The organism is Telluria sp. ZT3P39 (genome assembly GCF_059685935.1).
In genome coordinates this window covers 219,947-237,746 of the sequence record NZ_JCASIH010000002.1, presented here as the reverse complement: position 1 = coordinate 237,746, position 17,800 = coordinate 219,947, and the positions used below count along the sequence as shown (strand labels likewise).

Annotated in this window: 18 protein-coding genes; 8 read left to right on the top strand and 10 right to left on the bottom strand. The window is 69.2% G+C overall.

The window, feature by feature from the left end:
• Nucleotides 1-35: 35 nt before the first annotated feature.
• The 4 genes from AC56LR_RS03295 (at nucleotide 36) to AC56LR_RS03280 (ending at nucleotide 2,835) form a co-directional block, all read left to right on the top strand.
• The gene (locus AC56LR_RS03295; RefSeq protein ID WP_497127395.1) at nucleotides 36-407 is read left to right on the top strand and encodes a hypothetical protein; all 372 of its coding nucleotides are present in this window, start codon (nucleotides 36-38) and stop codon (nucleotides 405-407) included.
• A gap of 94 nt (nucleotides 408-501) precedes the next feature.
• On the top strand, nucleotides 502-912 hold the full coding sequence (locus AC56LR_RS03290; protein WP_497127392.1) for a hypothetical protein: 411 nt from the start codon (nucleotides 502-504) through the stop codon (nucleotides 910-912).
• Nucleotides 909-1,745 (top strand): universal stress protein, encoded by an 837-nt coding sequence (locus AC56LR_RS03285; protein ID WP_497127389.1) that lies wholly within the window; start codon nucleotides 909-911, stop codon nucleotides 1,743-1,745. Before AC56LR_RS03290 ends, AC56LR_RS03285 begins: the two co-directional genes overlap by 4 nt.
• A gap of 34 nt (nucleotides 1,746-1,779) precedes the next feature.
• Nucleotides 1,780-2,835 (top strand): NAD(P)-dependent alcohol dehydrogenase, encoded by a 1,056-nt coding sequence (locus tag AC56LR_RS03280; RefSeq protein WP_497127385.1) that lies wholly within the window; start codon nucleotides 1,780-1,782, stop codon nucleotides 2,833-2,835.
• Between the two features lie 36 nt (nucleotides 2,836-2,871).
• Here AC56LR_RS03280 and AC56LR_RS03275 read toward each other — a convergent pair whose 3' ends face one another.
• Nucleotides 2,872-3,354, bottom strand: a complete 483-nt coding sequence (locus AC56LR_RS03275) for a universal stress protein (protein ID WP_497127382.1) — start codon at nucleotides 3,352-3,354, stop codon at nucleotides 2,872-2,874.
• 246 nt (nucleotides 3,355-3,600) lie between these two features.
• On the opposite strand from AC56LR_RS03275, the gene AC56LR_RS03270 reads away from it, so the two are divergent.
• Nucleotides 3,601-4,707: a 6-phosphofructokinase gene (locus AC56LR_RS03270; protein WP_497127379.1), complete on the top strand. Its 1,107-nt coding sequence runs from the start codon at nucleotides 3,601-3,603 to the stop codon at nucleotides 4,705-4,707.
• A gap of 52 nt (nucleotides 4,708-4,759) precedes the next feature.
• The gene (gene phbB / locus AC56LR_RS03265) at nucleotides 4,760-5,482 is read left to right on the top strand and encodes an acetoacetyl-CoA reductase (RefSeq protein WP_497127376.1); all 723 of its coding nucleotides are present in this window, start codon (nucleotides 4,760-4,762) and stop codon (nucleotides 5,480-5,482) included.
• A gap of 66 nt (nucleotides 5,483-5,548) precedes the next feature.
• Here phbB and AC56LR_RS03260 read toward each other — a convergent pair whose 3' ends face one another.
• From AC56LR_RS03260 to AC56LR_RS03245, 4 genes are all read right to left on the bottom strand, one after another.
• Nucleotides 5,549-7,327, bottom strand: a complete 1,779-nt coding sequence (locus tag AC56LR_RS03260) for a PHA/PHB synthase family protein (RefSeq protein WP_497127373.1) — start codon at nucleotides 7,325-7,327, stop codon at nucleotides 5,549-5,551.
• 19 nt (nucleotides 7,328-7,346) lie between these two features.
• Nucleotides 7,347-8,171, bottom strand: coding sequence for a universal stress protein (locus AC56LR_RS03255; protein WP_497127370.1), 825 nt, complete (start codon nucleotides 8,169-8,171; stop codon nucleotides 7,347-7,349).
• A gap of 115 nt (nucleotides 8,172-8,286) precedes the next feature.
• Nucleotides 8,287-9,060, bottom strand: coding sequence for a slipin family protein (locus AC56LR_RS03250; protein ID WP_497127367.1), 774 nt, complete (start codon nucleotides 9,058-9,060; stop codon nucleotides 8,287-8,289).
• Nucleotides 9,061-9,071: 11 nt separating this feature from the next.
• The gene (locus AC56LR_RS03245; RefSeq protein WP_497127765.1) at nucleotides 9,072-10,487 is read right to left on the bottom strand and encodes an NfeD family protein; all 1,416 of its coding nucleotides are present in this window, start codon (nucleotides 10,485-10,487) and stop codon (nucleotides 9,072-9,074) included.
• A 230-nt stretch (nucleotides 10,488-10,717) separates the two neighbouring features.
• Here AC56LR_RS03245 and AC56LR_RS03240 point away from each other — a divergent pair, with 230 nt between their 5' ends.
• A complete protein-coding gene (locus AC56LR_RS03240) occupies nucleotides 10,718-12,577 on the top strand; it encodes a feruloyl-CoA synthase (RefSeq protein WP_497127364.1) in 1,860 nt (619 codons plus the stop codon).
• Here AC56LR_RS03240 and AC56LR_RS03235 read toward each other — a convergent pair.
• Entirely contained in the window at nucleotides 12,544-12,822 is a 279-nt protein-coding gene (locus tag AC56LR_RS03235) for a LysR family transcriptional regulator (protein ID WP_497127361.1), read from the bottom strand. The two genes, AC56LR_RS03240 and AC56LR_RS03235, sit on opposite strands and share 34 nt — an antisense overlap.
• A 269-nt stretch (nucleotides 12,823-13,091) precedes the next feature.
• On the opposite strand from AC56LR_RS03235, the gene AC56LR_RS03230 reads away from it, so the two are divergent.
• Nucleotides 13,092-14,078: an aldo/keto reductase gene (locus AC56LR_RS03230; protein ID WP_497127357.1), complete on the top strand. Its 987-nt coding sequence runs from the start codon at nucleotides 13,092-13,094 to the stop codon at nucleotides 14,076-14,078.
• A gap of 27 nt (nucleotides 14,079-14,105) precedes the next feature.
• Here AC56LR_RS03230 and AC56LR_RS03225 read toward each other — a convergent pair whose 3' ends face one another.
• The 4 genes from AC56LR_RS03225 to AC56LR_RS03210 form a co-directional block, all read right to left on the bottom strand.
• On the bottom strand, nucleotides 14,106-15,065 hold the full coding sequence (locus AC56LR_RS03225) for a helix-turn-helix domain-containing protein (RefSeq protein ID WP_497127354.1): 960 nt from the start codon (nucleotides 15,063-15,065) through the stop codon (nucleotides 14,106-14,108).
• A gap of 111 nt (nucleotides 15,066-15,176) precedes the next feature.
• The gene (locus AC56LR_RS03220; protein WP_497127352.1) at nucleotides 15,177-16,442 is read right to left on the bottom strand and encodes a ferritin-like domain-containing protein; all 1,266 of its coding nucleotides are present in this window, start codon (nucleotides 16,440-16,442) and stop codon (nucleotides 15,177-15,179) included.
• Entirely contained in the window at nucleotides 16,439-16,792 is a 354-nt protein-coding gene (locus AC56LR_RS03215) for an EAL domain-containing protein (RefSeq protein WP_497127350.1), read from the bottom strand. The genes AC56LR_RS03220 and AC56LR_RS03215 overlap by 4 nt, the downstream gene beginning before the upstream one ends.
• Before the next feature lie 27 nt (nucleotides 16,793-16,819).
• A complete protein-coding gene (locus AC56LR_RS03210; RefSeq protein ID WP_497127348.1) occupies nucleotides 16,820-17,713 on the bottom strand; it encodes a LysR family transcriptional regulator in 894 nt (297 codons plus the stop codon).
• Nucleotides 17,714-17,800 lie beyond the last annotated feature (87 nt).

The window sequence follows — 17,800 nt, the reverse complement described above, 5'->3', positions numbered from 1 at the left end:
CGCGCTTGGCCGCCTTGCGCCAGGCGCCCAGCGCGATGCCGTCTTTGCCAGGGCATGAGTCCAGGCCGGCCGCGGCGGCGCTGGAAGCGGCGTCTGCGGAACCGGCCCGCATGGCCGCCGCACCGGACGCCGCACCGGACGCCGTACCGGACGCCGCGGACGAAAACGATTTCGGCAGCGCGCTCGACCGCGCGCTGGCGTCAATGCTGCCTGTGCTCGGCGCCGTATTCGGCGCGGGCGTGATCCTGTTCGGCATCTGGGACTACTGGATCGCGCCGGTGCAGGCCGCCACCACCGCCGTGGTGCGCCTGGCGCTGGTGCTGGTGGGGCACTGGGCTATTTCTCATGGCACGGCCGCATCGCGCCGGCCTGGCGCTGCGGTTGAACGACGATACCAGCGTATTTGACCTGCATCAAACGCGCTGCGCGATCAGAAGGGGAAACTGGGAACAAATCGATCATCGTCAATGCAAGGTTTCCCCTATGTCCCCGTATTCATTGATGGAACAAGGCCTCCACAACGCTGCCCGCGCCATGGCCCATGCGCGCAAGCGGCTGCTGGTCCGGGTCCACGAGGCCGCCGCTGCGCCGGACGAGCGCTTTCAGGCACTGTTCGGCTTGCTGGTTGCCGAGGTCGAGGCTGCCTTCCGGCACGAGGAAACGCTGATGGAAACGGCCGGGTTCGCCGGCTTGCCCGCGCAGCGCCGCGACAATGCCCTGCTGCTGGCGGCGCTGCACCGCGCCCAGCCGCAGGTCGAGGGCGGCAACCTGGCGCTCGGACGCGAGACCGTGGCGGCGCTCGGCGACCTGCTGTCGCTGCACCGCTTCAGCAGCCTGCGCCTGCTGGCAACGGCGTGGCGCGGCGTGCGGGCGCCGCGCCACGCACGCATGGCCGGCGCGCGTCCGCGATGAGCTACAAGACCATCGCCGTGCACGCCGACGCGTCGCGCCATGCGCCGGCGCGCATCCGCAGCGCCGCCCAGCTCGCCCGGGCGCATGGCGCCCACCTGATCGGCGTGGCGGCCACCGGGGTGTCGCGCGAGGTCTTCCCGCACGGCTACCACGCCGCCCCCGGCAGCCTGGAAGCCAGCTATTTCGATCCGCTGCACGAACAGGCCGCGCACGCGCTCGAGCAGTTCACCCGCATCGCCGAAGGCGCCGGAGTCTCGTTCGAGGCGCGGCGGGTCTGCGACCTGGCCAGCGATGCACTGGCCCGGCTGGGACGCTTCAGCGACCTGGTGGTGGTTCACCAGGACGACCCGGGCGAAGCACTCGACGACCGGCTCGGACGCATACCGGAATACGTCGTGTTCACCTGCGCCCGCCCGGTGCTGGTGCTGCCCTGCGCGCCGTTCGCGCAGGATGTGGGGCGGCAGGTGCTGGTCGCCTGGAACGGCAGCAAGGAGGCGGCGGCGGCGCTGCGCGCCGCGCTCCCGCTGCTGCAGCGCGCGGCGCGCGTGCGGGTCGTGTCCTTCCGCGCCCCGGAAGACGGCGATCTGTCGGACCTGCAGCAGCAGGCCGACCTGTCCGCCTTTCTCGCGCGCCACGGCGTATCCGCTGACATCATGGCCTTCGACCGCACCGTCGACGACGGCCACGCCTTGCTGGCCCTTGCCACCCGGCAGGCCGACGACCTCATCGTGATGGGCTGCTATGGCCATTCGCAATTCCGTGAACTGGTCCTGGGCGGCGCCAGCAGCACCGTGCTGCGCAGCGCGACCGTGCCGGTGCTGATGGCGCGCTGAGCGTCGCCTCCCATCCTTTCCCGCAGGAGCTCCCATGCCGATGATGAATGCCGCCGTATTTACCGGGCCGGGCCGTATCGTGCTCGACCGCAAGCCCGTGCCCACCGCAGGTCCGGGCGAAGCCGTGGTCAAGGTCACGATGACGACGATTTGCGGGACCGACGTCCATATCCTCAAGGGCGAATACCCGGTCGCTCCCGGCCTGACCATCGGGCACGAGCCGGTCGGCGTCATCGCCGAACTCGGGGCAGGGGTGCAGGGTTACGCGATCGGCCAGCGCGTGGTGGTCGGGGCGATCACGCCCTGCGGCCAGTGCCACGCCTGCCTCGAGGCACACCAGTCGCAGTGCGGCGGCCGCGCCATGGGAGGCTGGCGCTTCGGCAATACCATCGACGGCTGCCAGGCCGAATACGTGCGGGTGCCCTTTGCCATGGCCAACCTGGCGCCGATCCCGGACGGCCTGAGCGACGAAGAAGTGCTGATGTGTCCCGACATCATGAGCACCGGTTTCGGCGGGGCGGAGAACGGCGCGATCCGGATCGGCGACACGGTGGCGGTGTTCGCCCAGGGCCCGATCGGCCTGTGCGCCACGGCCGGCGCGCGCCTGCGCGGGGCCAGCCGCATCATCGCCGTCGACACGCTGCCCGAGCGCCTCGCGATGGCGCGGCAGCTCGGCGCCGACCATGTCATCGACTACAAGAAAACCGATCCGGTCGAGGAAATCCTGCGCCTGACCGACGGGCAGGGCGCGGATGTCACCATCGAGGCGCTGGGCACCCAGCAGACCTTCGAGAGCTGCCTGCGCGCCTTGCGGCCGGGCGGCACGCTGTCGAGCCTGGGCGTGTATTCGGGCAAGCTGGACCTGCCGGTCGACGCCTTTGCCGCGGGCCTGGGCGACCACAAGCTCATCACGACCCTGTGCCCGGGCGGCAAGCACCGCATGCGGCGCCTGATGGAGATCGTGGCGTCGAGGCGGATCGACCTGCGCCCGCTGGTGACGCACCGCTTCCGGCTCGAGCAGATCGAAGAAGCCTACGAGCTGTTTGCCAACCAGCGCGACGGCGTGCTGAAGGTGGCGATCATTCCGTGAGGGGCGCAGGCCGCATGGGCGGCGCGGTCCCGGCAATCAGGGCGCGCCTTCGATAAAGTCCGGCTGGGTGGCGTCGCGCGGATCGCGCAGCAGCAACACGGGTATCGTCGAGTTGGCGAGCACATACTGCGCGTTGCTGCCCGTGAACAGCGGGTTGGCGTCGTGCGGGCCATGGGTGCCCATCACGATCAGGTCGCAGGCAAGGTCCTGGGCTGCCTGGAGGATGGCCGGCCCGGGGACCGCCGCCGCCGGCGTGGCCGTTTCGCAGCTGACTCCGGCGGCGTGGGCAATGCGTTCGACCGTGGCGACATGCGCCTCGGCGGCCTTCCGGGCGCGCAGGACCCGGGCCAGGGCCTCGGGCGTTTCGCCGCCGTTCGCGGGCGTGGAGGCATCGGCGTGCGCCACCGAGACCGCGACCATGCGCCCGGCGCCGGCATGCGCCAGCACGGCGCCCATCTGGGCGGCCCTCACGGCCAGGTCGGAGCCATCGGTGGCGACACACACTCTCTCGTAGAACATACGGACCTCGGCATGGTTGCCCAGCAATCAGGATCGCAAATTCGCATGGCGGATGGTTTGCTACGGCTCAGCATAGCGCAGGCCGGGGGGCGCTGCAAGCGCCGTCCAGGCTGGGCGGCTGCGCAAGCCGCGCGGCTCGCGCGCCCCTGCCCATGCTATATTTTGAGGCCTGGAGGCAGGCGGGCCCCGGGCGGGCCGCGCGGCCGCAAGCGCCGCCGGCACAGGGCGCACCCGAAGCGAGGTCCCATGAATCCACCCTTCAAGCGCATTGCCATCACCACCGGCGGCGGCGACGCGCCCGGACTGAACGCCGTGATCCGCGCGGTGGTGCTGGCGGCGGAGCGGCTGGGCTGGGAATGCCACGGCATCCGCGACGGTTTCAACGGCCTGCTGGCGCCCGACCAATGCCTGGGCGAGCCGGTGGTGCGCCTGACGGCCGAGGCGGTGCACGGCATCGGCCATCTCGGCGGCACCATCCTCGGCAGCACCAACCGCGGCAACCCCTTGCGCTATCCGGTACGCCAGGCCGACGGCAGCCTGGCCGAACAAGACCGCTCCGACGAGCTGCTTGCCCTGTTCCGCCAGCGCGGCATCGAGGCGCTGGTCGCGGTCGGCGGCGATGGCTCGATGGAAATCGCCGACTGCCTGCACCGCAAAGGCCTGCCGGTGGTGGGCGTACCCAAGACCATCGACAACGACCTCGACCACACCATCCAGACCTTCGGCTTCGACACGGCGGTCGGTTTCGCCACCGAATGCATCGACCGCCTCCACACGACCGCCCACAGCCAGCACCGCGTCATGGTGGTCGAGGTGATGGGCCGCTACGCCGGCTGGATCGCCCTGCACGCGGGGATGGCTTCCGGCGCCCATGCCATCTTGCTGCCTGAAATCGCGTTCGACATCGACGCGGTCGCCGCGGCCATCGCGCAGCGCGACGCGGCCGGCCACCGGCATGCCATCGTGGTGGCGGCCGAGGGCGCGCAGCCGGCCGGCGGGGCGCGCGCCGTGCAGGCGGCCGCCGCCGTCGGGCAGGCCGAGCGCCTGGGCGGCATCGGCGCCTGGGTCGAGGCGCGGCTGGCCGAACGCACCGGCAAGGAATGCCGCAGCGTGGTGCTGGGCCACCTGCTGCGCGGCGGCAGCCCCTCGGCATTCGACCGCGTGGTCGCGGCGCGCTTCGGCGCCGCCGCCGTGCGCGCACTGGCGCGCGGCGAGTCCGGCATCATGGTGACCCTGGCCGAGCACGATATCGGCACCGTGCCGCTGGCCCGGGTCGCCGGCCGCAGCAGGCGCGTCCCGCTCGACGGCGACACGGTGCGCACCGCGCGCGACCTGGGGATCTGCCTCGGCTAGCACGGCGGCCCGGCCGGCGCCCGGCCCGGTCAACACTGCAAAGGAGAATGACATGGACAAGATTGCGTTGGTAACGGGCGGCACGCGCGGCCTGGGGCGGGCGATCGCGATCGCCCTGCGCGATGCCGGCTGCCGGGTGGCGGCCAGCTATCACAGCGACGAGGCCGCGGCGCGCAGCATGCAGGACGAGACCGGCGTGCTGGCCCTGCGCTGGGACGTGGCCGATTTCGAGGCCTGCCGCGACGGCGTGGCCCAGGTCGAGGAGCTGCTCGGCCCGGTCGACGTGCTGGTCAACAATGCCGGCATCACCGCCGACGCCATGTTCCACAAGTTGAGCCCGGAACAATGGTGGCAGGTCATGTACACCAACCTCGGGTCGGTGTTCAATGTGACGCGCCATGTCATCGGCGGCATGCGCGCGCGCCACGCCGGGCGCATCGTCAACATCAGTTCGGTCAATGGCCGCAAGGGGCAGGCCGGGCAAACCAATTATGCGGCCGCCAAGGCCGGCATCCTGGGCTTCACGAAGGCGCTGGCGCTGGAAAACGCCGCACATGGCATCACCGTCAACGCGGTGGCGCCGGGCTACTGCGATACGGCGATGATGGCGGCGGTGCCGCCCGAGGTCTTGCGCGGGATCGTCGCCCAGATTCCCGTCGGGCGCCTCGGCACCCCCGAGGAAATCGGCCGCGTGGTCGCCTTCCTGGCCTCGGAAGGGAGCGCTTTCATTACCGGCGCGACCTTCGACGTGAACGGCGGCCAGTACCTCGCGTGACACCCGTCCCATGCGCGTGGCCCGCCTCGCACCGGGGCCTGGGCCCTGAGCCGGCGGCAGGCAGGTTCAAGGGGCCAGCACGTATTGGCCGGGCGCCGGGCCCAGGCTCGTGCCGTCCGCCGGCGGCCGGGCGGGCGGGCCTGCGCGCGCCGCCAGCCAGGCTTCCCAGGCCGGCCACCAGCTGCCTTCGTAATGGGGCGCTTCGTGCTGCCAGCGCTCCGGGTCGATATAGGGCGCATCCGCCGCCGCGGTGGCGAGCTGGTAGCTGCGGCCCGTATCGCCGGGCGGGGCGATCACCCCGGCGTTGTGTCCGCCGGAGGTCAGCAGGAAGCTCACTTCGCAGTCGGTCAGCAGGCCGATCTTGTACACCGAGCGCCAGGGGGCGACGTGGTCGGTGCGGGTGCCGACCGCGAAGATCGGCGCCGCGATGTCGGTGAGGGCGACCGGCTTGCCGCCGATCTGGTAGCGGGCGCTGGCCAGGTCGTTGTTCAGGAACAGGCGCCGCAGGTATTCCGAATGCATCCGGTAGGGCATGCGGGTGGCGTCGGCGTTCCAGGACATCAGGTCCGTATGGCGGTCGGGGACGTCGAGCAGGTAGTGGCGCAGCCGCCGCGACCAGATCAGGTCGTTCGAGCGCAGCAGCTGGAAGGCGCCGGCCATCTGGCGGGTATCGAGGTAGCCCTGGCTCCACATCGCCGCTTCCAGGAAGCTGACTTCGCTCTCGTCGATGAACAGCGACAGCTCGCCCGGCTCCGTGAAATCGACCTGGGCCGCCAGCAGGCTCAGGCTGGCGAGGCGCCGGTCGTGGTCGCGCGCCATGGCGCCGGCGGCGATCGCGAGCAGGCTGCCGCCCAGGCAGTAGCCGCAGGCATTGACCTGGGGCGAGCCGCTGTCGCGCACGATCGCATCGAGCGCCGCCATGACGCCGAGCTGGCGGTAGTCGTCCAGGCCGAGGTCGCGGTCGCCCGCATCGGGGTTCTTCCAGGAAACGACGTACACCGTATGCCCATGCTCGACCAGGTAGCGCACCAGGGAGTTGTGGGGCGACAGATCGAGGATGTAGTACTTCATGATCCAGGCCGGCACGATCAGCAGCGGCACCGTGTGCACGGTTGGCGTGACCGGGTCGTAGCGCAGCAGCTCGGCCAGGCGGTTGCGCAGCACCACCTTGCCCGGCGTGCAGGCCACGTCGCGCCCGGGCTGGAAGGTCGGGAGCTCGGCTTCGCCGGTGGCCGCGCGCCAGGCGTCGCCGGCGGCGCGCGCGGCGCCGGCGACCAGGTTCATGCCGCCGCGCTCGCAGCTCGTGCGCAGCACCACCGGGTTGGTCGCGACGAAATTCGACGGTGCAGCGCAGTCGAGCAGCTGGCGCGCGACGAAGGTGGCGACATCGGCGTGGTGGCGCGACATGCCGCGCACGCTGTTGGTCGCGCGGTGCCACCACTGCTGCTGCAACAGGAAGCCCTGGCTCAGCACATTGAAGGGCCAGCGGTGCCAGTCGGGTTCATCGAAGCGCTTGTCCTGGGCCAGCGGCGCCACCGGTTCGGCCAGGCCGGACGCCGCCGCCCCGGCGCAATACTGGAGCCAGCGCAGCGAGGCCGAGGCGGCATGCACCGCCAGCTCGGCCTGCTTGTCCGGCGAGAGCAGCAGGTGGCTGCTCCAGTCGACCCAGGCCATGGCCAGCGCCGCCGGCGACACATTGCCGGTGAAGCGCCCGAGCCAGGCGTGCAGGGGCAGGTCGATCGCGGCGTGGCCGACGTCAGATTCGGGATAGTCGTGGTGCGTGCCTTGCCAGGCGCTGGCATCGCGCTCCTGCACGCCGACGGGAGGGAAACCGGGCTGGTTCATCGCTACCTCGCTCGTGGGCTCAGTGCGCCAGCAGCACCGGCACCGGCGCGCGCTCGAGCAGCACCCGGGTGACCCCGCCGAGCAGGATCTCGCGGTAGCGGCTGTGGCCGAAGGCGCCGGCGACCAGCAGCCCGGCGCCGGTGGCGCGCGCGATCTCGAGCAGGGCGTCGCCGGCCGCGGCCTGCGTGCGCTCGTTGACGACCTCGACCCGGACGCCGTGGCGGGCGAGGAACAAGGCCATGTCGGCGCCGGGCTCGTCGCCGTGCAGGCCGGATTCGCGGTCGGGATTGACCAGGGCCAGGTGCACCGTGGCGGCGCGCACCAGCACGGGCAGGGCGGCGTCGATGGCGCGCACCGCCTGCGCGCTGCCGTCCCAGCCGACCACCACTTGGCCGGCAAGCGGCGCGCCGGCATAGGCGGGCGGCACCACCAGCACGGGTTTGGTCCCGTGCAGGGCGAGGTATTGGGGCAAGCCGCGCGGCGCCGGCGGCTCGCCCGCATCCTGGCTGAGCACGGCCAGGTCGGCGTAGCGCGACTGCAGCAGCAGCGCCATGCGGTGCTCGTCCTCGGCCATGCGTTCTTCGAGGGATTGCACGCCGAGCCGCCGGGCGCGCGTGGAGAACCCCTGCAGGCTGTTGCGCGCGGCGCTGCGCAAGGCATCGAATTCTTCGCGCGGCGCCACCCGCATCGAGCCGGCCAGCAGCACGAAGGCCGGCCAGGACAGGCCGGTGGCGGCGCTGCCGACCAGGTGCGCATCGTGCGCATTGGCAAGCCAGGCGGCGGCCTGCAGCCGGGCCTCCATGGCCGGGCTGTCGTCGACGTGCACGATGATGGTCTTGTACATGGCGGGTCCTTTCGTGTGCGTACTCCTCAGTCACGACTCTACGCCGAGTGCCCGGGCGTGTCAGGCGTGCGGATGATGCAGATCAAATGGCAACCGAATTCGGCGCGGGCCCGGCTTATTTCGCGGCCGGACTGCGCGCATGCGCCGCCACCACGTCGAGCAATTCGATCGGCAGCGGAAACACGATGGTCGAGGACTTGTCGCCGGCGATCGCGCCAAGGGTCTGCATGTAGCGCAGCTGCATCGCGCCCGGCTGCTGGGCCAGCACGAAGGCGGCCTGCTGCAGTTTTTCGGAGGCCTGCAGCTCGCCCTCCGCATGGATCACCTTGGCGCGCCGCTCGCGCTCGGCCTCGGCCTGGCGCGCGATGGCGCGGATCATCGATTCGTCCAGGTCGACGTGCTTGATCTCGACATTGGCGACCTTGATGCCCCAGGCATCGGTCTGGGCGTCGAGCACCTGCTGGATGTCCAGGTTCAGGCGCTCGCGCTCGGCCAGCATCTCGTCGAGTTCGTGCTTGCCGAGCACGGCGCGCAGGGTGGTCTGGGCCAGCTGGCTGGTCGCTTCCATGAAGTTGGCGACCTGGATGATGGCGCGCTCCGGGTCGACCACGCGGAAATACAGCACGGCGTTGACCTTCACCGAGACGTTGTCGCGCGAGATGACGTCCTGGGTCGGCACGTCCAGCACGATGGTGCGCAGGTCGACCCGCACCATCTGCTGCAGCACCGGGATGATGATCACCAGCCCCGGCCCCTTCACGCCCCAGAAGCGCCCCAGCTGGAACACGACGCCGCGCTCGTATTCGCGCAGCACCCGGATCGCCGAGGCCAGCAGGGCCAGCAGCAGGAAGAACAGGCCGCCAAGGCCGATACCGATACCGGAAAACATCGTCATTCTCCTCAGGGTTGGACAACGGGAACGACTTCCAGGGTCAGGCCGGCCCGGCCGGCCACGCGCACGGTTTGCAAGGGGTGCAGCGGCTCGGCGCTGACCGCCCGCCACAGCTCGCCTTCGATGCGGACCCATCCTTCCCGGACATTGCGTGCAGAAACGTTCTCCACGGCGCACAGCGCGCCGATCAGGCCGGCCGCGCCGCTGGTGACGGGGCGCCGCCGGGTTTTCAAGGCCAGCCGCGCCGTGCCGAACAGGATCAGCGCGCTGGCCACGGCCAGGATGCCGACCAGGCCGGGCGGGACGCCATAGCCGGGCAGCTCGGTGTCGATCAGCATGAGGGCGCCGGCAACGAAGGCGGCGATGCCGCCCAGGCCGAGGATGCCGAAGCTGGGCAGCCAGGCTTCGCCGATCATGAAGGCCAGCCCCAGCACGATCAGGGCCAGGCCCGCGTAGTTCACCGGCAGCAGCTGCAGGGCGTACAGCCCCAGCAGCAGGCAGATGGCGCCGATCACGCCCGGCGCCACCGCGCCCGGGCTCATGAATTCGAAGACGAGGCCGTAGATGCCGAGAGTCATCAGGAGCAGGGCCACGGCGGGATTCGTGATCGCCGCCAGCAGGTCGGTGCGCCAGTCCGGCAGGAACTCGGCCAGCACCGCGCCGCGGGTGGCCAGGCGCCGCTCCTGCCCCAGCACCACCACGGTGCGGCCGTCGAGCTGGGCCAGCAGGCCCGGCACATCGGCGGCGACGAATTCGATGACATTCTGCTGCAGGGCTTCCTCGGCGCTCAGGCTGCTTGACTCGCGTACCGCGCGCTCGGCCCAGTCGGCATTGCGGCCACGCAGTTGCGCCAGCCCGCGCAGGTAGGCGGCGGCGTCGTTGATGGTCTTGGCCTTCATGGCGGAGGGCGATTCCGTCTTGTCGGCGCCGGGCTCGGCTCGCCCGTCCTTTTTCGGCGGCGCGCCCGGGGCCGGGCCGCCGGGTCCGGGCTGCTGCGGCCCGATCCCGATTTCCACCGGCGTGGCCGCCCCGACATTCGTGCCCGGCGCCATGGCCGCGATATGGCTCGCATACAGGATATAGGTGCCGGCGCTGGCGGCGCGCGCACCGCCCGGCGCCACCCAGGCCACGACCGGCACCGGGGAGGCCAGGATCGCCTTGATCACCGTGCGCATCGAGGTGTCGAGCCCACCCGGCGTGTCCATCCTGAGGATGAGCAGTTGCTGCCCCTGCCCGGACGAGCGCTCGAGGCTGCGCACGATGTGGTCGGCACTGGCCGGGCCGATGGCGCCGTCGATCGCCAGCAAGCCAACCGCGGCGGCGGCAAGGGCAGGGCAGGGCAGGAGCACGGCCAGCAAGAGCACAAACGCAGTCCAGGTGCGTGCGAAGACACGGGACCGCGGCGCGTTATCTGGACGCACCATTCCTGGCTGGAGATGTTGCCGGATGATGGACATGGCAGACCGTTCCCTGAGCGGCTACGCGATCAGTGTACACCTGAACGATCACGAAATTCGTCCGGTCTCGCCCAAACGCATGGCGTCCGCGCCCTTGCCGCCGACATGGCAAACAGTAATATGCAAGAATCAAGATCATGCAGTAAGTGTTGCAACGGCAGGTGCCGGTTGATGAAGGAACGAACGGAGGCAGGAGCATGGATGCAAACGCCCGCTACCGCCCGGTGGCGTTCGGCGACGACGCTGTAGAGGTCCGCATGGCCCATGGCGCGACCTATGTGAAGGCGGCGCCGCCGCTCGGCGGCTATGCCGTGCGCACGACGGACCGCCTGCGCCACTGGGCGGCGCAGGCGCCGGAACGCAGCTTCATCGCCCGGCGCGGCGCCGATGGCGCATGGCGCCACATTACCTACCGCGAGGCGCTGGGCCATGTGCGATCGATCGGGCAGGCGCTCCTGCAGCGCGGCTTGTCGGCCGCGCGGCCGGTGGTCATCCTGTCCGGGAACGATCTCGAACACGCCATGCTGGCCCTGGCCTGCCAGTACATCGGCCTGCCCTACGCCCCGGTCTCCCCCGCTTATTCGCTGGCATCGACCGACTTCGGCAAGCTGCGCCACATCATGGCGCTGCTCGATCCGGGCCTGGTGTTTGCCGCCGACGGCCGCGCATTCGGCCCGGCGGTGGAGGCGACCTGTGGCCTTGACGTCGAGTTCGTCGTGGCCAGCGGCATGCCATCCGGGCGCACGGCGACGCCGTTCACGGCACTGCAGCGCACCGCGCCCGGCGCTGCGGTGGACGAGGCCATGCAAGCCGTCGGCCCGGAGACGATCGCCAAGTTCCTGTTCACCTCGGGCTCGACCGCGCAGCCGAAAGCCGTCGTGAATACCCACCGCATGTTATGCAGCAACATGCAGGCACTGCTGCAGGTCTGGCCTTTCCTGGCCGACGCGCCACCGGTGCTGCTCGACTGGCTGCCATGGAACCATACCTTCGGCGGCAACAAGAGCTTCAACCTGGTTCTGTTCAACGGCGGCACCCTGTACATCGACGACGGCAAGCCGACCCCGCAGCTGTTCGAGCAGACCCTCGCCAACCTGCGCGAGATCGCGCCGACCGTCCACTTCAACGTGCCCAAGGGATGGGAGGACCTGGCGCAGGCGCTGGCGCGCGATCCCGTCCTGCGTGAGCATTTCTACAGCCGCCTGCAGCTGCAGTTCCATGCCGGCGCGGCCCTGGCGCAGCCGGTCTGGGACAGGCTTGCAGCCAGCGCCGAAGCGGCCTGCGGCCAGCGGATCCGGATGGCGACCGGCCTGGGCATGACCGAGACCGCTCCCTGCGCCCTGTTCACGCTGCGTGAAGACGTGCGTGCCGGCGAAGTGGGTGTGCCCAGCCCCGGCCTGGAAGTGAAGCTGGCGCCGTGCGGCGACAAGTTCGAACTGCGCTACCGCGGTCCCGGCGTCACGCCTGCTTACTGGAAGACGCCTGGCGACACGGCGCGGATGTTCGACGACGAGGGATTCTTTTGCTCGGGCGACGCCGTCAGGTGGCTGGACGCGGCCCGTCCGCGGCTGGGGTTCGTGTTCGACGGCCGCCTGGCGGAAGACTTCAAGCTGTCCACCGGCACCTGGGTCGGCGTCGCCACCTTGCGCAGCCGCGTGGTGCACGACGGCGCACCGTATGTGCAGGACGCCGTCATCGCCGGCCATGACCGCGCCGAGGTCGGCCTGTTGATCATCCCGAACCTGGCGCAATGCCGCAGCCTCGGTGGCCTGCCCGATTCCGCCGGCGCGGCAGAGGTGCTGGCCGCGGACCCGGTACGCGGGTATTTCAGGGACCTGGTTCACCGCCTCGGAAAGGAGGGCGGCAGCGCAAGCCGTATCGCGCGCGCCCTCGTGCTGGTCGAGCCGCCCTCGGCCGAACGCGGGGAAATCACCGACAAGGGGTCCGTCAACCAGCGCGCCATCCTGCGCCGGCGTGCCGCCCTGGTCGAGCTGCTGTACGCGGGACAGGATCCGGCGATCGTTTATTCGGGCGAGGAGCCGGGACACGTGGGCTGAATCATCGCGCGGCCTGCCTGCGCGGCGCCATCGCCAGCGCACGTGCTTCGCCGGCCGCCAGTTCCTCCGCCCCCAGCACGTAGTCGGGATTGCCGACCAGGCGCGTCAAGGAAGCGCCGGCCTTCGTCGGTCAGCGCCATCACGCGCGTGGTGCGGTGGAACAGGCGCACGTCGAGATGGCGCTCGAGCTGGGCCAGGGCCTGGCCGATCGCGCCTGCGTCGATGACGACGATGACTTCTTTCATGCTGTCCTCCCTGCGTCGAAATGACGATAGGCGAATGTAGCATGGGGCCGATTGTGCGATTAGGGGACGAAATGCGCATGCTCTTATGAGCATGGCTCACGATTGCCAAGTCCTTAGCGCTGCGGGAATCGTGCATCGGGTAGACAGGCGACAGTTCAGGTTTCAGCAAGAACCCGACAGCTTGGGCAATCCACTGGTAGAGGCAATGCGGCTGGCTCGATACAGTGTGATGGTCAGCGGCTTGCTGGAATCAACACGAGGAGTAGCAAATGAAGATGCGTCAATTGGGGAACAGTGGCCTGACGGTGTCGGCACTCGGCATGGGGGCCATGAACCTGAGCTTCGGTACCGGCAAGGCCGTCGATGAAAGCGAAGGCGTTCGGGTGCTGCGCGCAGCGGTCGAGCGCGGCATCACCTTTTTCGATACCGCGCAAGCCTACGGCCCATACGTCAACGAGAAGCTGGTAGGCGCAGCGCTGGCGCCCATGCGCAAGGACGTCGTCATCGCGACCAAGTTCGGCTTCAGGCTGGAAAACGGGGCCATCACCGGCACCGACAGCCGTCCGGAGAACATCCGCGCCGTGGCCGAGGCGTCGCTCGCCAGCCTGAAGACCGACTACATCGATTTGTTCTACCAGCACCGCGTCGATCCGGACGTGCCCATCGAAGACGTCGCCGGCACCCTCGCGGATCTGATCCGTGAAGGCAAGATCCGCCACTACGGCCTGTCCGAAGCGGGCGCCACGACGATTCGCCGCGCCCACGCCGTCCATCCTGTCGCAGCGGTGCAGAACCAGTACTCGATCTGGACCCGCGAACCGGAAGCGGAAGTGATCCCCGCCTGCGAAGAGCTGGGTATCGGTTTCGTGCCATGGGGGCCGCTGGGCACGGGTTTCTTGACCGGCACGATCGATACCACCACCACCTTCGACAGCGCGACCGACCTGCGGGCGAATTTCCCGCGCTTTACCCAGGAAGCGATCAAGGCCAATATGCCGGTCGTCGAGGTGTTGCGTTCGTTCGCGGCCAGGCGCAATGCAAGCCCGGTGCAGGTCGCACTGGCCTGGCTGCTGGCGCAAAAGCCGTGGATCGTCCCGATTCCGGGCATGGACAAGGTCGCCTACATCGACGACAACCTCCAGTCCATCGACCTCGAATTGAGCGCGGCCGATGTCAGCGAGATCAACGCGGAAATCGGCAAGATCGACGTCAAGGGCGCGCGCCTGGACGATGGCCTGTTGTCGATGTCCGAATGAGGACCGAGATATGGTGCGATCAGGCTGTCAGCGCTGGCGCCGGTAGGCGCTGGGGGTGAGGCCGGTCTCCTTGCGGAACAGCTGGGCGAAGTGGCTGGGGCTCGAATAACCCACGTCGTTGGCGATGTCGACGACACTGGCTGTGGTTTCGCGCAAGCTGCGCCGTGCCGCTTCCATGCGAAGCCTGATCTGGTATTGCGAAGGCGGCATCCCCGTCGCCTTCTTGAATAACCGGTTGAAGTGAAACTCGCTCATGCCGGCGATTGCCGCAAGCGCCGCGAGGCTGAACGGTTCTGCAAGGTGTTCGCTCATCCACAGCAAAATCAGGCGCAGTTTGTAGGCCGGAAGCGAGGAGCCATCCAGTTGCGAGACGCCCGTGTCGACGTAATGACGGGCCATGTGCACGGCAATGGCATCGGCAATGCCGTGCACAAACAGGGCGCTGGCACACGGTACGGCCAGTTCGCTGCGCAGCGCGCCCAGTAGCGCGACCAGCCTGGGGTCCTCGATGCCGGACACGTTCCGGAAGTGCGATTCCTGCGCCCGCGCGCCATGCACCTCGTCCAGCGCGCGTTCGAAGATCGGCATGCCGAGCAGCAGCAAGACGACTTCGAGCGGCTCGGCTGACAGGCGCCGCCATCGGAAGGAGTAGGGCGCGCCTGCCATCGTCAGGAACAAGGATCCGCGCCGGATGTCACTGATGACCGGCGCGCCCCCCAGTTCCCGTTCTTCCGTGCGTGCCTCTCCTGCGGCGATCCAGACGATGAACGGCTCGCTCACGGCCGGCATGTCGAACGCTTCCTCTTCGGCTGACAGCGAAAACACGGACATCTGGACATCGCGCCAGGCCGGACCATGACTCTTTACGAGTACGTCTCCGGGGGGATAGCTGGCCAGGCTCTCGGCGGAGGTAAGGCTGGGCGTCGGGGCGGGATTCATATGTGCCTTGATGATGAGTTGTTCGGCGCGGTTGCGGTGTGCCTTCATGTCGACGGTCGCCCACGACCGCCATGACCCACATGGCGATCCAGGAGCAGCTGGAAGGCAAGGCGGTCGAGTGGATGGAGAAGGTCAGCGACGGGCAGTACGGGAAGTAAATCAGCCGCCTGCCGCCGGCGTCACCAGGGTGGCCGCCAGGTCGCGCAAGGCGCCGGCCAGCGCCGCGTCCAGGCTTGGTACCGAGGCCGCCAGCACGTCGAGGGCCAGCGCGATTTCGCTGGCCCGTTCGGCCAGCAGCGCCCTGCCTGCTTCGCGCTGGGGCAGGGCAAGTCCGCTGCGCGGCAGGTGGAAGTTCATGCCCGCGCGCGGCGTCGGTTCGCTGCCCGCCGGCAGGGTGGTGAGCAGCACGCTCAGCGAGTGCACCACATGCATCAGCTTGACTGCGCCGTCGACTTCCGCGCGGCGCGCAGCCGGGGCCTGCGGTGTGCCGGTGCCGCTGGCGAGCAGCCGCAGCATGAGGCCATAGCTGGCATTGGCCAGGTCGAGCACGCGCGCGCTGTCGGGCGCGCTGACGTGGCAGCCGGGCGCGTCGCCGATCGGCGCGAACATGAGCGGGTCGGAAACGATGTCGCGGTGCGGCACGAAGGCCGGATCCTCGCGCAGGAAGGCGTCGTATTGCGCGGCCATCGCGACGAAGCGCGCGTAATGCGATTCCTCGCTGTCGCGCCGTCCGCCTTCGCCCTGTTCGATGATGGTGTCGATGGCCAGCACGGCGCTGCGCAAGTCGGTCACCGTCACCAGGCCGGGGAGGTCCATGATGTCCGGCCCGAGCTGGGCCTCGAGGCTGCCCACGAACAGGGCGGATTCGCCCAGGCGTTCGGCCAGGGTCTCGAAACCCTGCTGGATGCCGCGGTACAGGTGGCCGACGGTGTCGTAGTCTTCGGCGGTCGGCGTGAGCCGGGTGGCGTGCGGGCGGCGCTGATAGCTGGTGGCCGTCTCGAAGCCGCTGGCCTGGGCCATCTCCATGCCCTCGGGACGCTCGAGGTAGACGAAATGGGCCAGCGTATCGCGCGTGAGCGGCGCCAGGCGCACCACCAGGCTGGCGGGGTGGTAGCCCGGCGGCACCGGGAAATTCTGGCGCCGGAAATGCGGCGGCGAACCGATGCTCATCAGGAGGTTGTTGACCGTGGCCAGGTGGGCCATTTCTTCCATGGCGACGCTGCGGATTTCCTTGCGCCAGCGCTTGATCGCTTCCAGCTGGGCAGGCGTGACCGATTCGCCGTCCGACTGCTTCAGGCTCCAGCCGGCGTACAGGTAGGTGCACATCAGGCCTTGCTCGATTTCGGCCGCTTCGGTGAGCAGGTAGATCAGCTGTTCGCGGTCGTTGACGCGCACGTCGTGGCGGTCGGTGGTGGTTGTCGTCATCGGGGCACTATACCGCAAGCCGTGTTCAGGCCGGCGGGCGCCCGTTCGCGTACGCGCGCATGGCGGCTGCCGGCACTCTCCGCGCTGTGCGCCAGCGGGCGCACGAACGAGATTTCGAGTTTCAGGACATTGATGGGTAAGGTCGTGAGGTGGCTCAGCGACGAATAGCCAGTGCCGAAATCGTCGAGGGCGATCGACAGGCCGCGCCGTCTGAATGCCTCGAGCACCCCGCGCCCGACGTTGTGGCTTTCGAACAGCGCGTGCTCGGTCAGTTCGACCGGGATGTTCCGCGGCGACAGGCCGGCTGCGTTCATGGCGGCGTCGATCAGGGCCACCATGTGGACCGCCATGCACGTATGAGCGCCGGGGGGCGGCGCCTATCCTTTATGGCGGATTGCGTCGATCACCAGCGCCAGCGCGCGCGAAGCGTGCCGGCGGCTCGGGTAATACGCGTGCAGGCCGGGGAATTTCGGGCACCAGTCCTGCATCACGCTCACCAGGCGTCCCTCGCGCACGTGGCTGGCGGCCAGGTCTTCGGTGAGGTAGGCGATGCCGCAGCCGCTCAGGGCCGCGTTCAGCATGTGATAACCGGTGGTGAACATCGACTGGCCACGCACGCGCAGCTCCAGCGCCTGGCCGTCGCGCTCGAGCTCCCACGCGTAGATGCCGCCGCTGCTGGCCAGGCGCAGGGTGATGCAATTCTGTTTCATCAGGTCTGGCGGCGTGGCGGGGATGGCATGCCAGGCGAAATAGGCGGGCGAGGCCACGATCATGGTCTGCACGTCGGGCGTCAGGCGCACCGCGACCATGTCCTTTTCGACCTGGTCGCCATAGCGCACACCGATGTCGTAGCGGTCGGCCGCGATGTCGACCATGCGGTAGTCGGCGGTGATCTCGACGTGCAGGTCGGGGTATTGCGGCAGGATCGGTGCGAGCCGCGGCCACAGGACGTTGTCGATGACGTTGTCGATCGCGGTGATGCGGATGGTGCCGGCCGGCTTGTCGCCCAGGTCGCTCACCGCCGCGATCTCGGCTTCGATCTCGTCGATGCGCGGCGCCACGTTCAGCAGCAGCCGTTCGCCGGCCTCGGTGGGCGAGACGCTGCGGGTGGTGCGGGTGAGCAGGCGCACGCCGAGGCGCGCTTCGAGCGAGCGCACGATGTGGCTCAGCGCCGACTGGGTCATGCCCAGCTTGGCCGCCGCGCGCGTGAAACTGCGTTCGCGGGCCACGGCGATGAAGACGAGGATGTCGTTGATGTTCTCGCGGGCCATGGGTTTTCCTGGTTATTCGTGACGGTGTGTATTCAATTCTAGCAGCGATTGATGAAGCACATTCATAAGCCCATGCAAATGCCGGCC

What these genes read in the sequence shown, in the direction of transcription:
- AC56LR_RS03295 (WP_497127395.1), top strand. Translation starts at nt 36, where the DNA reads ATGCCGTCTTTGCCAGGGCATGAGTCCAGGCCGGCCGCGGCGGCGCTG.
- AC56LR_RS03290 (WP_497127392.1), top strand. Translation starts at nt 502, where the DNA reads ATGGAACAAGGCCTCCACAACGCTGCCCGCGCCATGGCCCATGCGCGC.
- AC56LR_RS03285 (WP_497127389.1), top strand. Translation starts at nt 909, where the DNA reads ATGAGCTACAAGACCATCGCCGTGCACGCCGACGCGTCGCGCCATGCG.
- AC56LR_RS03280 (WP_497127385.1), top strand. Translation starts at nt 1,780, where the DNA reads ATGCCGATGATGAATGCCGCCGTATTTACCGGGCCGGGCCGTATCGTG.
- AC56LR_RS03275 (WP_497127382.1), bottom strand. Translation starts at nt 3,354, where the DNA reads ATGTTCTACGAGAGAGTGTGTGTCGCCACCGATGGCTCCGACCTGGCC.
- AC56LR_RS03270 (WP_497127379.1), top strand. Translation starts at nt 3,601, where the DNA reads ATGAATCCACCCTTCAAGCGCATTGCCATCACCACCGGCGGCGGCGAC.
- phbB (WP_497127376.1), top strand. Translation starts at nt 4,760, where the DNA reads ATGGACAAGATTGCGTTGGTAACGGGCGGCACGCGCGGCCTGGGGCGG.
- AC56LR_RS03260 (WP_497127373.1), bottom strand. Translation starts at nt 7,327, where the DNA reads ATGAACCAGCCCGGTTTCCCTCCCGTCGGCGTGCAGGAGCGCGATGCC.
- AC56LR_RS03255 (WP_497127370.1), bottom strand. Translation starts at nt 8,171, where the DNA reads ATGTACAAGACCATCATCGTGCACGTCGACGACAGCCCGGCCATGGAG.
- AC56LR_RS03250 (WP_497127367.1), bottom strand. Translation starts at nt 9,060, where the DNA reads ATGTTTTCCGGTATCGGTATCGGCCTTGGCGGCCTGTTCTTCCTGCTG.
- AC56LR_RS03245 (WP_497127765.1), bottom strand. Translation starts at nt 10,487, where the DNA reads ATGGTGCGTCCAGATAACGCGCCGCGGTCCCGTGTCTTCGCACGCACC.
- AC56LR_RS03240 (WP_497127364.1), top strand. Translation starts at nt 10,718, where the DNA reads ATGGATGCAAACGCCCGCTACCGCCCGGTGGCGTTCGGCGACGACGCT.
- AC56LR_RS03235 (WP_497127361.1), bottom strand. Translation starts at nt 12,822, where the DNA reads ATGAAAGAAGTCATCGTCGTCATCGACGCAGGCGCGATCGGCCAGGCC.
- AC56LR_RS03230 (WP_497127357.1), top strand. Translation starts at nt 13,092, where the DNA reads ATGAAGATGCGTCAATTGGGGAACAGTGGCCTGACGGTGTCGGCACTC.
- AC56LR_RS03225 (WP_497127354.1), bottom strand. Translation starts at nt 15,065, where the DNA reads ATGAAGGCACACCGCAACCGCGCCGAACAACTCATCATCAAGGCACAT.
- AC56LR_RS03220 (WP_497127352.1), bottom strand. Translation starts at nt 16,442, where the DNA reads ATGACGACAACCACCACCGACCGCCACGACGTGCGCGTCAACGACCGC.
- AC56LR_RS03215 (WP_497127350.1), bottom strand. Translation starts at nt 16,792, where the DNA reads ATGGCGGTCCACATGGTGGCCCTGATCGACGCCGCCATGAACGCAGCC.
- AC56LR_RS03210 (WP_497127348.1), bottom strand. Translation starts at nt 17,713, where the DNA reads ATGGCCCGCGAGAACATCAACGACATCCTCGTCTTCATCGCCGTGGCC.